9 protein-coding genes are annotated in these 13,953 nt (G+C 72.4%); 2 read left to right on the forward strand and 7 right to left on the reverse strand.

Annotated elements, in window-relative coordinates; all coding sequences use genetic code 11:
- Positions 1–79: 79 nt before the first annotated feature.
- Genes ACWD5Q_RS05960 through ACWD5Q_RS05970 form a run of 3 tightly spaced genes read right to left on the reverse strand, consistent with a single transcriptional unit; the run spans position 80 to position 3,628 of the window.
- A complete protein-coding gene (locus tag ACWD5Q_RS05960) occupies positions 80–430 on the reverse strand; it encodes a UBP-type zinc finger domain-containing protein (RefSeq protein WP_451425788.1) in 351 nt (116 codons plus the stop codon).
- Positions 427–1,926, reverse strand: coding sequence for an ATP-binding protein (locus ACWD5Q_RS05965; protein WP_451425789.1), 1,500 nt, complete (start codon positions 1,924–1,926; stop codon positions 427–429). Before ACWD5Q_RS05965 ends, ACWD5Q_RS05960 begins: the two co-directional genes overlap by 4 nt.
- Positions 1,927–1,948: 22 nt before the next feature.
- Positions 1,949–3,628: an FAD-dependent oxidoreductase gene (locus ACWD5Q_RS05970; protein WP_451425790.1), complete on the reverse strand. Its 1,680-nt coding sequence runs from the start codon at positions 3,626–3,628 to the stop codon at positions 1,949–1,951.
- A gap of 130 nt (positions 3,629–3,758) precedes the next feature.
- Between ACWD5Q_RS05970 and ACWD5Q_RS05975 the strand changes: the two genes are divergently transcribed.
- On the forward strand, positions 3,759–4,625 hold the full coding sequence (locus tag ACWD5Q_RS05975) for a universal stress protein (RefSeq protein WP_451425791.1): 867 nt from the start codon (positions 3,759–3,761) through the stop codon (positions 4,623–4,625).
- A gap of 112 nt (positions 4,626–4,737) precedes the next feature.
- Here the strand turns inward: ACWD5Q_RS05975 and ACWD5Q_RS05980 are convergent, their stop codons facing one another.
- From ACWD5Q_RS05980 to ACWD5Q_RS05995, 4 genes are all read right to left on the reverse strand, one after another.
- Positions 4,738–5,493, reverse strand: coding sequence for a dienelactone hydrolase family protein (locus ACWD5Q_RS05980; RefSeq protein WP_451425792.1), 756 nt, complete (start codon positions 5,491–5,493; stop codon positions 4,738–4,740).
- 123 nt (positions 5,494–5,616) lie between these two features.
- Complete coding sequence (locus ACWD5Q_RS05985) at positions 5,617–8,166, reverse strand: SpoIIE family protein phosphatase (protein WP_451425793.1); 2,550 nt, start codon at positions 8,164–8,166, stop codon at positions 5,617–5,619.
- A 329-nt stretch (positions 8,167–8,495) separates the two neighbouring features.
- Positions 8,496–10,427: an AMP-dependent synthetase/ligase gene (locus tag ACWD5Q_RS05990; RefSeq protein WP_451425794.1), complete on the reverse strand. Its 1,932-nt coding sequence runs from the start codon at positions 10,425–10,427 to the stop codon at positions 8,496–8,498.
- A 246-nt stretch (positions 10,428–10,673) separates the two neighbouring features.
- Positions 10,674–11,633, reverse strand: coding sequence for a TauD/TfdA dioxygenase family protein (locus ACWD5Q_RS05995; protein WP_451425795.1), 960 nt, complete (start codon positions 11,631–11,633; stop codon positions 10,674–10,676).
- A gap of 237 nt (positions 11,634–11,870) precedes the next feature.
- Here ACWD5Q_RS05995 and efeU point away from each other — a divergent pair, with 237 nt between their 5' ends.
- Positions 11,871–13,925 (forward strand): iron uptake transporter permease EfeU, encoded by a 2,055-nt coding sequence (efeU, locus tag ACWD5Q_RS06000; protein WP_451425796.1) that lies wholly within the window; start codon positions 11,871–11,873, stop codon positions 13,923–13,925.
- The last annotated feature ends 28 nt before the right edge of the window (positions 13,926–13,953 follow it).

The following is a 13,953-nucleotide window of genomic DNA, read 5'->3' on the forward strand; positions in this document are numbered from 1 at the left end:
GGCCATCAGCCGGGGAACGCCTCGCCCCGGCCCGCCGCAGTCCGGACCCGCGACTGCCGACGGGCCGTCAGGCCCGCGCCTAGCGGAGCGCGTCCGCCCAGTTCGCCGGGACCCGGCCGGCCGGTCCGGGCACCGGCTGGTCGAGGGGACGGCTGACCGGCGGAGCCAGCTCGGGTCCGGATTCGTAGAACTCGTTGGTGGTGTAGTCCCAGAACCAGTCCTCGCCCGGCTCGAAACTGCGGATCACCGGGTGCCCGGTGGAGTGGTAGTGGGCGGTCGCGTGCTGGGCGGGGGAGTCGTCGCAACAGCCGATGTGCCCGCACTGCGCGCAGCGCCGCAGATGCAACCACCAACCGCCCGCCGCGTCGCACTCCACGCAGCCCGTGCCGCTGGGCGGGACGCCGGGATCGATGCCGCTGGCTGTGGTCATGATGCCTCCACTGGTGTCTCGGAACCGGGCTGCGTGCCCGAGTCCTGCTCCGGGACGTCGTGCTCCCCGGCTGTGAGCGGCAGCCGCACCTGGAAACGCGTGTCCCCGGGCTTCGAGTGGACCTCGAGGCTGCCATGGTGCTTGTTGACGATGATGCGCCAGGAGATGTCCAGGCCGAGCCCGGTGCCCTGGCCGACCGGCTTCGTGGTGAAGAACGGATCGAAGACACGATTGCGGATCTCCGGCGGCACCCCGGGACCCGTGTCGCGGAACTCCACCAGCAACCGGTCCCCGTCGAGCGCCGTCCGCACGGTCAGCGTCCCCTCCCCGCCCGCGTCGTTCATGGCCGACACCGCGTTGTCGATGAGGTTGGTCCACACCTGGTTCAGCTCGCCGGGGTAGGCGGGGATGCTCGGCAGGGTGCGGTCGTAGTCCTTGACCACGGTGATCCGGTCTCCGACCTTGGCGGAGAGCATCAGCACGGTGCTGTCGAGGAGTTCGTGCACATCGGCGACCTGGTACGGGGCCCGGTCGAGCTGCGAGTACTGCCGCGCCGCGTTCACGAGGGTGGAGACCCGGGTCGTGGAGTCCTCGATCTCGTTCATCAGCAGCTCGGTCTCGACCGTGTAGTTGAGCCAGCGGATCGCGCCCTCCAGGGTCCGCTCGTCGACGGCCGCGGCGACCTGGTCCAGCCAGTCGGTGCCGAGGCCCGCCTGGACAAAGGTCGGCGCGAGCCGCCAGGCGTCCTCGATGCCGTGGTCGTCCAGCCAGTCGCCGAGCGCGTCCTCGCGGTCGGATGCCTCCAGGGGACTGAGCGGGGCGGCCTTCGCGACCTGCTCCGCCGTCCGCTCCTGGATGTCCACCAGCGTCAGCAGCGTCTCCGGCTCGTACCGCCCGGCCGCGATCGCCCCGAGCTTGTGCCGCATCCCGGCCACCCGCTCGCGCAGCGCCGACGTGGCACGCACGGCTGCGGCCGCCGGGTTGTTGAGCTCGTGGGTGAGACCCGCGGACAGGGAGCCCAGTGCCAGCAGCCGTTCCCGCTGGTTGATGACCTGCTGGGTGTTCTGGGTGCCGAAGAACAGCCCCTCCAGCAGATGCACGGCCATCGGGAACCAGTCCCGCATGACGGCCGCGAACGTCTCGGCGGGCAGGATGAAGAACCGCGAGGGTTCGGTGACCCGCAGCGACCCGTTGTAATGGGCCGCCCGCTCCCGGTCGCTCAGATACGCCTGGAAGGCGCCCGCGTACACGCCGCGCCGCGAGGTCCGGTTGACCTCCACGTCATCGGTGCCGACCCGGCGCGACTGCACCACCGTGCCCTGCAGGAGAACGAAGAAACAGGTGGCGGGCTCACCTTCGGCGTACACCGGGCCGGGCTCGAACTGCTCCACCCGGCCCTCCCGGCACAGCCGCTCCAACTGGTCGTCGCTCAGCTTCTCGAACAGGAAGAGCGTCTTCAGCTCCGACTTCTCGCACGTCATCGGCCGACCGCTCATCTCCGCTCCCTGGACTGTGGGTTCATGACTGCTCCAGATACCGGTGCACGAGCATCACCGCCATCGCCCCCTCGCCCACCGCGGAGGCGACCCGCTTGGCCGACTCGGCGCGCGCGTCACCCGCCACGAACACACCGGGGACATTGGTCTCCAGGTGGTACGGGGGCCGGTCCAGTTCCCAGCCCGGCGGGGGATGCCCGTCGCTCGTCATGTCGGGACCGGTCAGGATGAACCCGTGGTCGTCGCGCAGCACGGTCCCCTCCAGCCAGTCCGTCAGCGGAGCCGCCCCGATGAACACGAACAGCCAGGGCGTGTCGACGAGTTCGGTCTCTCCCGTCACCACGTCCCGCAGCGTGAGCTGCTCCAGATGCTCGGAGCCGTGCGCCGCCTCCACCACGGTGCCGGTGCGCACGATGATGTTCGGCGTCTCGGCGATCTGCTGGACCAGATAGTGCGACATCGACGCCGACAGCGATTCGCCGCGTACGAGCAGGGTGACCGACTTGCAGTTCCGGGACAGGTACATCGCCGCCTGGCCCGCGGAGTTGGCGCCGCCGACGATGTACACGTTCTGACCGGTGCAGGACGGTGCCTCCGTCAACGCCGCGCCGTAGAAGACCCCGCATCCCGTCAGCTCCCGCAGGCCCGGGGCCGCCAGCTGCCGGTACGACACACCGGTCGCCAGGATCACACTGTGCGCGGCGATGGCGGGCCCGTCCGAGAACCGCACGATCCGCGCCGCCCCGTTGACCTCCAGGGCGGAGACCTCCCGCGCGGTGAGGATCTCCGCGCCGAACTTCTTGGCCTGCCGTCGTGCCCGGTCGGTCAGCTGCGCACCCGACACGCCGTCGGGGAAGCCGAGATAGTTCTCGATCCGGGAGCTCTGCCCGGCCTGTCCGCCGGTCGCGGACCGCTCCACGAGAAGCGTGCGCAGCCCCTCCGACGCCCCGTACACCGCGGCCCCGAGCCCGGCGGGTCCGCCGCCGATCACCACGAGGTCGTAGAACTCGGCGGTCGGGTTGGTCGCCAGCCCCACATGCTCCGCGAGCTGCGGGTCCTCCGGCTCCACCAGCGCTGTGCCGTCCGGGGTGACGACGAGCGGCAGCCGCTCCCCGTCCTGCCCGGCCGCCGCCAGCAGCCGCCCGCCCTCCGGGGTGTCCACGGAGTACCAGCGGTAGGGCACCTGGTTGCGGGCGAGGAACTCCCGGACCCGCGAGGACCGCGCCGACCACCGGTGTCCCACCACCTTGGTGGCGGGAACCGGCCGGTAGTCGGAGGTCCGCCAGGCCTCCAGCAGATCGTCCAGGACCGGGTACAGCTTCTCCTCCGGCGGATCCCACGGCTTGAGGAGGTAGTGGTCGAGGTCGATGACATTGATCGCGTCGATGGCCGCGTTGGTGTCCGCGTACGCGGTCAGCAGCACTCGCCGGGCACCCGGGTAGACATCCAGGGCCAGTTCCAGGAACTCGATGCCGTTCATCTCCGGCATGCGGTAATCGGCCATGATCACGGCCACCAGGTCGCCGCGCAGCTTCAGCTCCCGCAGCGCCTCCAGCGCGCTCTCTCCGGACTCGGCCCGGACGATGCGGTACGACTCGCCGTAGCGGCGCCGTAGATCGCGGGCCACGGCACGCGATACCCCGGGGTCGTCGTCCACAGTCAGGATGACGGTCCGTGCAGCCGCGCTGGCAGCCTGTGTCATAAAGTCTCCCACCCCAAGCTCATCGCGTCCCGGCCATCGTATGTTCAATCGTCTGCTTTCGCTTCGGAAGCCGGGGAGCATCGAAGCCGGTAGCGTGTGCTCGTCGGAGCGCGAACAAGGAGGCCGCCGTATGACCCGCCCCATCACCGTGGGAGTGGACGGATCACCCGAAAGTGTCGCCGCGGCGGCCTGGGCGGGCCGGGAGGCCGAACGCCGGGGCCTGCCGCTGCGGATCGTGCACGTCTGGCGGTGGCAGTCGTACGACCTCGTCCCGCTCGACCGGGAGACCCAGGCCGAGTGGGCGCGGCAGATCGTGGAGGAAGCACGGGGCACAGTCGCCGAGGGGCGACCGGAGCTCACCGTGACCGCCGAGGCGGTGGAGGGCGGGGCCGCGGAGACGCTGGTCGCGGAGACGGCCGCGGCGGAGCTGCTCGTGCTGGGCTCGCGCGGGTACGGCGCGCTCAGGGGCTTCCTGGTGGGCTCGGTGGGCCGGCAGCTGATCGCCGAATCGGCCACGCCGGTGGTGCTCGTGCGCTCGGACGACCAGGCCGCGGACGAGGCCACGGGCCGGGAGATCCTCGTCGGCCAGCACGGGGATCCGGCGGAGAGCGCGGTCGCGCTCGGGTTCGCCTTCGCGACCGCCGCGGCCCGGGGAGCGGCCCTGCGCGTCGTACGGGCCTGGAGCCTGCCCCCCGTGTTCGCCTACAGCCCCGGCTCCCTGAAACTGCTCGACGAGGCCGGCGGTCTGGAGCCCTACGAGCGGAAGGCGCTCCAGGAGGCGCTGCGGCCCTGGCGGGAACGGTTCCCGGACGTGCCGGTGACCGAGCATGTGGAGATGGGCAGCGCGGGCCAGGTCCTCCTGGACGCGGCTGCCGGCGCCCAGCTCGTGGTGGTGGGACGGCACGCGGGCCGGACGGTGGGACCGCGCATCGGCTCGGTGGCGCACGCCCTGCTGCACCACGCGCCCTGCCCGGTGGCGGTCGTACCCCCCGCCTGATCCGGTCGGCCTCGCCTCGGCGGTCCGGGCGATCCGCACACGGGCGACCGCCCCGGCGCGGCTCGAAGAGCCCCGCCGGGGCGGTCGCCTCACCCCGTCGCGTGGACCGTGCCTACAGGGCGCGGCCCAGGAGCGCCAGCAGTTCCGTCCAATGGCGTTCCGCCGCCTCGGCGTTGTAGAAGGAGGTGTCGGCCTGGGTGAAGCCGTGCGGGGCGCCGGGGTAGACCTCGGCCCGGTGGCGCACCCCCGCCTCCGTCAGCGCCTTCTCGAGCCGCTCGATCTGCACCGGCGGCAGCGACGGGTCCTGGTCCGCGTGCCCGAAGTAGACCTCCGCGGTGACGCGGTCGGCCACCAGGTGCGGGCTGTCGGGGAACTCGGTGGCGAGCTGACCGCCGTGGAAGCCGGCCATGGCGGCGACCCGCTCCGGGTGGGTGCCGGCGGTGCGCAGGGCCAGCCGGGCCCCCATGCAGTAGCCGGTGACGCCGACCGGTCCCTCGGCGGCCTGCGGGCAGTCGGCGAGCCAGCGCAGATAGGCGTCGGCATCGCGCTCGGCGGCCTCGGGCGTCAGCGACTGGATGAGCGGCATGATGTGCTGGAAGAGGTCCGGCCGCTCGGACGTGTCGATGAAGTCGGGCAGCTCCACGACGGGCGCGCGTCCGTGCCGGTAGAAGACATTGGGGACGAGCACGGTGTAGCCGTTCTCGGCCAGGCGGTCGGCCATCGCCTTCAGATGCGGCCGCAGTCCGAAGGCGTCCATGTAGAGCAGGACCGCGGGATGGGGGCTGTTGTCGTCCGGGTGGGCCAGGTAGGCGTCGGCCGTACCGTCCTGGGTGGGGATGTCCACCGACGTTCCGCGAACGGCGGTCATAGGGGGTTCTCCTGCCTCTCGACGTCAGGCCGGCGGCGAACGGGCCGGGCCTGCGGACAACATCATCTCAACAGGCGCCCGGATCACGGACCGGACCCCGCACCGCACTTGGCGGCGTTCGCGCTACCCGGCACCGAGGCCGTCGGCGGTCTCGGTCCCGTAGGCGTCGTCGATGCCCTCCGTGCCGGGCAGACGGGTGGCGAGGAGGAGCGCGATGTCGTCCGGCCGGTCCGCCGTGTGCCGGGCCCGCTCGGTGAGCCGGTCCGCGATGCCGGTCAGGGACAGACCTCCCCGGCGGTGGGTTTCGTATGTCGTGCGGGACAGCCGGGCGCGCAGCGCCTCGATCCCCTCGTCGATGTCGTTGCCCGGCCGCTCCACCAGGCCGTCGCTGTACAGCGCGAGCACGGCACCGGGTTCCAGCCGCAGATGGGTCACCGGGTAGCGGGCCTCGGGATCCACTCCGAGCACCAGTCCCCCGGGCAGGTCGAGGATGTCGGTACGGCCGTCCGGATGGCGCAGCAGGGGCTGCGGATGTCCGGCCCGTGCGGCCCGGGCGTGCCCCGTGACCGGGTCCAGCCTGACATAGCAACAGCTCGCGAACTGGCCCGGGTCGAGGTCGATCAGCAACCGGTTGGTGCCGCTCATCACCTGGTGCGGGGCGTGGTCGCCGAACGCGAACGCCCGGACGGCGCTGCGCAGTTGCCCCATGGTGGCCGCGGCCTGCACCCCGTGCCCCTGGACGTCGCCGATGACCAGGGCCAGCCCGTCACCGGCCTCGATGACGTCGTACCAGTCGCCGCCCACGTCCATGCCCTGGGTGCCCGGCAGATAGCAGCCCGCCGTCTCCACCTGCGGGTGGGCGGACAGCCGGTGCGGCAGCAGGGCCTCCTGAAGGCCGCGCGCGAGGGCGGCCTCGGAGTCGTAGCGCCGTGCCCGCTCCAGGGCCTGCGCGATCAGCCCGGCCAGTGCGGTGAGCACCGTGCGCTCCTCGTCGCTGAAGGCGCGGGAAGCGTCGAAGCCGAGGACGCAGGAGCCGACCGGCCGCCCGGAGGCGATCAGCGGCAGGAAGGCCCGGGAGCCCTGCGGGGCGTCCACCGGCATGCCCGGATACGCGGCCGCGAGCTGCTGCATCGACTCGAAGAACAGGGGGCGGCCCGTGGTGAGCGCGTCCACCCCCGGCAGTTCGACGTCCAGTCCCACCCCGTCGAACTGCGACAGGAACCCGGCCTGGAAGCCCCTCTCCCAGGCGAGGTGCAGATGCCGTTCCTGCAACAGGTAGATGGCCAGCCGGTGGCCGCCGAACGCGGGCAGCAGCTCTCGCATCACCACTTCGGACACCTGACGCGCGGTCACGGCCTCGGACAGCGCGATCGCGAGGATGACGGGGCGGTACACCGGTGCCAGCGCGTCCCATGTGCTCGGCTCACCCGCCGTCCCCGTCGGCCTCCTGCCCAGCGAGGGTGCCTCCGCGGTGTGACCGAACGGCATCACCCGGCAGGTCAGGACATCCGTCCCCGGATAGACCGAAAGGCTGAGCCAGTCGCCGCCCCCCTCCCCGTCGGCGCCCTTCGTGGGACGGCGGACCTGGAAGTACACCGGCTCCGGGGCCAGCAGCGCCGCCCGCAGGTGGTCCTCGTACGCGGGCCGGTCCAGCCACGGCAGGGCGTACCAGAGGTGCCGGCCGACCAGCTCCTGCTTCGGGCGGCCGAGCAGCTCGGCGGCGCTCGGGTTGACGTAGGTGATCAGCCCCATCCGGTCGAAGGCGAACACGCCGTCGGGCAGCAGGTCCGTGGCTCCCTGTGCGGCGGGGCCGGGCCCGGGATCGACCACGAGACCGCCGACCCGGCGCGGCCCTCCCGGAACCGGGTTCTCCGCCCAGAACTCCAGCAGACGCTGTCCGCCGTCCGTGGCCCGCACCCGCAGGGGGCGGGTCGGCGGGCAGCCCCCCGCGGTCTCGCGCAGCGCCGACAGCACCAGGAGCGCGTCGTCCGGTGACACTGCCTCGGCGAGCGCCTCGGGCGACCCGGCGAGGTCCTTCACGGCGCCCCCGGACAACTCCTGGAAGGTGTCGTCCCCGGTCACCGTCGCCTCGGCCGGATCCCAGACGAAGTGGCCGATACGGCCCCGGAGCCGGGCCGTGGCCGGGGGCCGCACGCTCAGCGGCGGGCCGTCCCAGACCACCGGGCTCCCGGCCTTCTCGAACGCACCGAGGGCCTCGGCGAGGCGATCCGCGGTCGCCATCATCCGGTCCAGGTCGGGCAGTGCCTCGATGGCGTTCTGTTCCGAGGGGCGCAGCACCATCAGGACGCCGTACGTCGTCGTGCCGTCCATCACGGGCACGTACACCGAGCCGAAGCGGAACGGCAGCCCGGCCGCCAGTTGGGGGTAGCGCCGCATCGTCTCCGTGGCGTCGTTCAGCACCACCGGGACCCTGAGCCGGAAGACGTCCGCGACGGGGAACGGCCGGTCCGTGTGCAGCCGTGACCAGGGCCGGAAAAGGCTCGCGGGCAGCCCGGCGAGCACGGCCAGGCGCAGCACGTCCGGCGTGCTCGAACGCAGGTACACGCCGCCCACCTGGCCGCCGGCGGCGTGGATCGCGTCTGCCACGGCGCCGGTCAGCACGGCGGTGGGCGTCCAGGGCGCGCTGTCCGCGCTCTCGGCGCTCCCTTGCATCGGTCTGCCCTCGTCCCGGGCCGTCGGGTCGGTAACACAGCAAGAATGCGCCGTACCGCCCCGCACGCGCATCCGGACGACCTGTACGGGGTGGCGCACCGCACGGGCCGTGCACCGGATCAGGGCGGCGGGGCCGGATGGGCCGTGCGTCGCCGTCGGTGGCCGGACGGAATGCCCCACCGGCATCCGCTCGGGCGGAGAAGCGCCAGGGCGTGCCGTCGGCGGGGCGAGGGGCCCGGCTCGCGGCGAGCGCGCTCCGGCCGCGGCCCCCGGTCGGCGCATGCCGCGCGGCCTGTGCGGAGGCGGCGCGCGGGGAACGTGACGCCCGCCTACCGCGCCCGGCGGAACACGTCGTCGGCGTCGTCCCAGGCCGTCAGCTCCTCCGTCCGCCGCTCCCGGGGAACGCGCGAGGAGGACCGGTACATGGCGTCGATCTCGACCGCGTACCGGCGTGCGACCGCGTCGCGGCGCAGCTTCATCGACGGCGTCAGCAGTCCGCTCGCGACATCGAAGGGCTCGGGCAGGACCCGGAAGACCCGGATCGATTCCGACCGGGACACCGTGGTGTTCGCCGCGGCCACCGCCCGCGCGATCTCCTGCCGCAGGGCGTTCTCCTCCCGTGCCGCCCGCCCCGCCGGGTCGCCCTGGACGAACAGCGCGCCGCGCCAGTGCGCCACGAACTCGGGATCCAGGGTGATCAGGGCGCCGACACAGGGCCGGTTGTCGCCCACGACCACCGCCTGGTGAATGAGCGGATGCGCGCGCAGCCGCTCCTCGAGGGCCGCCGGCGCCACGCTCTTGCTGCCGCTCGTGACGATGATCTCCTTCTTGCGGCCCGTGACGGACAGATATCCGTCGGGGTCGAGTTGCCCGAGGTCGCCCGTGGCCAGCCAGCCGCCGCGCAGCGCCGCACGGGTACCGGCGGCGTCGTTGACGTACCCCTGGAACACCGACGGTCCGCGCACCAGGATCTCCCCGTCCTCGGCCAGCCGGATGTCGACCCCCGGCAGGGGAAGCCCCACGGTGCCGGACTTCTCCCGCCCGACGGGCTGCGCGGTGACGCCCCCGCCCGTCTCGGTCAGCCCGTACCCGTCGTGGACGAAGATCCCGATACCCGCGTAGAACAGGGCGAGTTCACGGTTCAGCGGCGATCCGCCGGAGACAGCGCCGCACACCCGGCCGCCCAGCGCGGCGCGCAGTTTCCGGTACACCGCCTTGTCGTACAGGGCGTGTTGAAGCTTCAGATCGATGCCGGGGCCGGGCCCGGTTCCCATCCGCTGCCGCTCCATGGCCAGGGCGTAGTCCTGTGCCGTGCGCGCGGAGCGCTCGAACAGGGCGCCGCGGCCCGCCTGCTGGGCGGTGCGCAGAAACTTCTTGTACAGCTTCTCGAAAACGAACGGGATCGCGTACAGATAGGTGGGGCGGAAGGACCGGAACGCCGCTGCCAGAGCGTCCGCACCGAGGTCGGGCTCATGGCCCATGAGCAGTCCGCCGCGCAGGCACAGCCCCTGGATCATCAGCCCGTACACATGGGAGAACGGCAGGAAGGCGAGAACGGCGGGCTGTTCGCCGGGCGGTGCCGCGGTGTGTCCCCAGCCGGCCAGCAGCGTGTCGCAGGGGCTCGCCAGATTGCGGTGGCTGAGGGCGCAGCCGCGGGGGTGGCCGGTCGTGCCCGAGGTGTACGCGATGACCGCGGTGGAGTCCGGCAGCACGATCCGGCGGAGCGAGTCGATGGTGGTGGCCGGCACCGGACGGCCCCGCCGCACCAGGTCCTCCAGTGCGCCGGAGTCCAGTTGCCACACGTGCCGCAGCTGGGGCAGGGAGGCGCAGACCGACCCGACGGTCATGACGCCCTGCTCGTCCTCGACGACCACCGCGACGCAGTGCGCGTCCCTGAGGATCCATTCGACCTGTTCGTGCGAGGACGTCGGGTAGATCGGTACGACCTCGGCCCCGATCGCCCAGAGCGCGCAGCTGAACAGGGTCCACTCGTAGCGGGTGCGCGCCATGACGGCCACGCGGTTGCCGGGGCGGATGCCCGAGGCGACGAGTCCCCGGGCCAGGGCGACCACCTCGTCGCGGAGTTCGTCCGCCGTCACCTGGGTCCAGGGCGCGTCGGCGGGACCGCTGCGGCGGGCGATCAGCGGCAGGCCGGGGTCCCAGCTCGCCGTGTCGAAGACGCTGTCCGCAAGTCCCCCCGACCTGACCGGTCTTGATGCCGTCGCCGGGGCGACCGGCCGGGCGTTCCCGAAATCGCGCATGCGCCGTTCCCGAGCCCTTCCTGGGACGCCGCCGACGGGTAGGGCACCGGCGGGGCTCGAATCTAGCCCAGGTTGCCGCCCGGAGTGGGGGAAACCGTCAAGGAACCCCCGGGTTACGGGGGTGCGGGCCGTGCGGGGGCCGGGGGCCGCGCCCAGGTACAGGAGAGCCCTGTCGAGGAGCCCCCGCGGAGGAGCGCCCCCATCGAGGGCCGCCCCTGTCGAGAGCCGCCGCCAAGGGCCGCCCGCTCACCAGCGGCCGGGCTCCGTGCCGGTGATCGGTTCCGAGGGCCGGCCGTCCGGCCCCACCGGGACCTCGCCCGCGAGCATCACCCGGTGCATGATCCGGGGGTGCTCCGGGGTGACGAGATCGCCGGGGGCGAGATGGACGGTGGCCCGGTTGTCCCAGAAGGCGATGCTGCCGGGCTCCCAGCGGAACCGGACCGTGTACTCGGGGCGGGTGGCCTGTTCCAGCAGCATCTGCAGCACATGCCCGCTCTCGGCGCGCGAGAGCCCGCGGATCTGCTCGACGTAGTAGCCGTTGACGAACAGCGACCGTTCGCCGGTCTCGGGATGGATGCGGACGAGAGGGTGCGCGGAGGCCACCTGGTGGTCCAGCAGATGACGCAGATACGCGTCGTCGCCGGGCCGCGCCTGGTAGCCGACGCCGAGCCGGTGCTCGGCACGCAGACCGTCCACGAAGCGCCGTACGGGCTCCGAGAGGCCCGCGTAGGCGGCCGCCAGATTCGACCACTGGGTGTCCCCGCCGTACGGTGGCACGGTCTCGGCCCGCAGGATCGTCGCCGCGGGCGGATCGATCCGGGCGCCGTGGTCGCAGTGCCAGCCCCGCAGCAGGGAGTGGCGCCTGCGCCGGAGCCACTCGTCGTGCTCCATGCCGTAGCGGCCGCCCAGCTCCAGGCGGTCGGCCGTCGTCTCGACCTCTGGGAAGCCGGCGGGCGAGGCGCTGCCGCGCCGGCCCGGGACGACGGGGTCGCCGAACCGCCGCGCGAACGCGAGATGCGCGGCATGGTCCAGTTTCTGGTCCCGGAAGAAGACCACCTTCCAGCGCAGTACGGCCGACCGGATCGCGGCCACCGCCGCGTCGTCCAGGTCGCCGGCCAGATCGACCCCGGTGATCTCGGCGCCGATACGGCCCGCGACGGGCCTCACCGAGACCCCCGATGCCCCGGTTCCGCTCTCCGTCGTCATACGGCCTCCGTTGGTCGTGCGGGCGGATGTCACCGGCCCAGCATCGCCCCGGCCGGGGTCCGTGCGAAAGATCGCCCGGACCCCCCGCACCCTGCCTCGCGCGGGTCCTTTTACTATCCCATTGCCATTTCATGGGTGATTGAGGACAAACCCATGGTCATGATGGTTCGGCACAAGTAAGGCATGCCTTCGCTAACCTGCACGATCATCGGCGGGGGGCGTGCCGGGGAGGGTCGCATGTGGGATGACGCGTTTCCGAGCTTTCTCATCGGACTGAGGGAAGGGCTCGAAGGCGGACTCATCGTCTCCATCCTGATCGCGACCCTCGTCCGGGCGGGTGCCAAGTCCCGGCTGCCCCAGGTGTGGACGGGTGTCCTGGCCGCGATCGCGCTCGCCATGAGCTTCGGCGCGGTCCTGACGTTCACCGCCGCGTCTTTGTCGGCCACCGCCCAGGAGGCGTTCGGGGGCACCCTCAGCGTCATCTCCGTCGCGTTCGTCACCGCGATGGTGTTCTGGATGCGCCGCTCGGCCCGCAGTCTCTCCGGCGAGATCAAGGAGAAGGTCACCGAGGCGCTCGCGATGGGCGCGGGCATGCTGATCGTCACCTCGTTCCTCGCGGTGGGCCGCGAGGGGCTGGAGACGGCCCTGTTCCTGTGGACGACCGCCCGTGCGGCGGGCGAGTCCGCCGGTCCGCTGACGGGCGCCGGTATCGGCCTGGTCCTTGCGGCGGGCCTGTGCTGGGGCCTGTACCGCCGGGTACTGAAGATCAACCTGACCAGGTTCTTCACCGCGACCGGCGCGGTCCTCGTCGTGATCGCCGCGGGGGTGCTCGGCTACGGTCTGCGCGATCTGCAGGAGGGCGGGGTGCTGCCCGGCAAGAACGCGTACGCCGTCGATCTGAGCGGCAGCGTCGACGCCGGCTCCTGGTACAGCACCCTCGTCCAGGGGGTGTTCAACCTGACGCCGACGATGACGTGGTTGCAGGTCGCGGCCTATGTCGTCTACCTCGCCACGGTGATGACGCTGTTCGTGCGCGGCGTACGGACCCCGTCCGCCCGTCCCGTGCCCGCGACGAAGACACCCGAGGCGTCCGAGCCCGCCGCGCGGGCGCCCAAACCCGTCGCCGCCGCGCGTCGCCGTCCCGGCTGGGTGGTGCCCGCCGCGGTCGTCGCGGTGCCCTCCGTGCTCGCCGGGCTCACCGTCGCCCTCAGCGGCTCCAAGCCCGCGGGCGCCCAGACCGTCGCCGTCTCGGAGACCGACTGCGGCAAGGGATTCAGCACCCCCAAGCCCGGCCGGCAGACCTTCCAGATGCACAACACCGGGAACAAGACCTCCGAGGTGTATCTCGTCGACCCCGCCACCAACGCGGTCTACGGCGAGATCGAGGGACTGGCCCCCGGTACCACCCGTGACCTCGTCGCCACGGTCGCCGGGGGCAGCTACGCCTGGCGCTGCGTGCCCACCGGCGGCCAGGCCGTCACCTCCCGAGCGGTCCGCGTCACCGGCGGCGGCGGCGCCAAAGCCGTCGTACCCGTCTCCGAGGACGACCTCGCCGCGCCCCTGAAGGCGTACAAGGGGTACGTCGGCCAGGGCCTGGCCACCCTCGTCACCCAGACCCGGAAGCTGAGCGACGACATCGCCGGCGGTCATCTCGACACCGCGCGTACCGACTGGCTGACCGCCCACCGCACCTACGCCTCGCTCGGCGCCGCCTACGGCACCTTCGAGGACTTCGACCAGAAGATCAACGGGCGGGCCGACGGGCTCCCCGGCGGGGTGAACGACCCGGGCTTCACCGGCTTCCACCGCATCGAGTACGGCCTGTGGCACGGCCAGTCCGCCGAGCGGCTGAAGGCCCCCGCTCAGCAACTCGCCGACGCGGTCGCGGGGTTGCAGAAAGCGTTCCCCACCCAGGCCTTCGACCCGGGCGACCTGCCCCTGCGCGCCCACGAGATCCTGGAGAACACCCTTCAGTTCGAGCTGACCGGCGACGCCGACCAGGGCAGCGGCACCGAACTGGCCACCGCGGACGCCAACCTCTCCGGCACCCGTGAACTCCTCACCGTGCTCAGGCCCCTGCTCACCCGTCGCGCCCCGCAGCTGCTCCCGACCGTCGACGCGGACATCGCCCGGGTGCAGAAGCTGCTCGACGCCGCCCACCGGGGGGACTCCTGGACCCCCGTGGACCGCCTCGACGCGACCACCCGCGCCCGTCTGAACGGGGCCACCGGACAGCTCCTCGAAGACCTCGCCCCCATCCCGGACCTGCTGGAGATCCGGAAGTCCGCCTGATGACCGACCCACGCGCCGACCACGTGAC

Source organism: Streptomyces sp. NPDC002513, assembly GCF_053595355.1.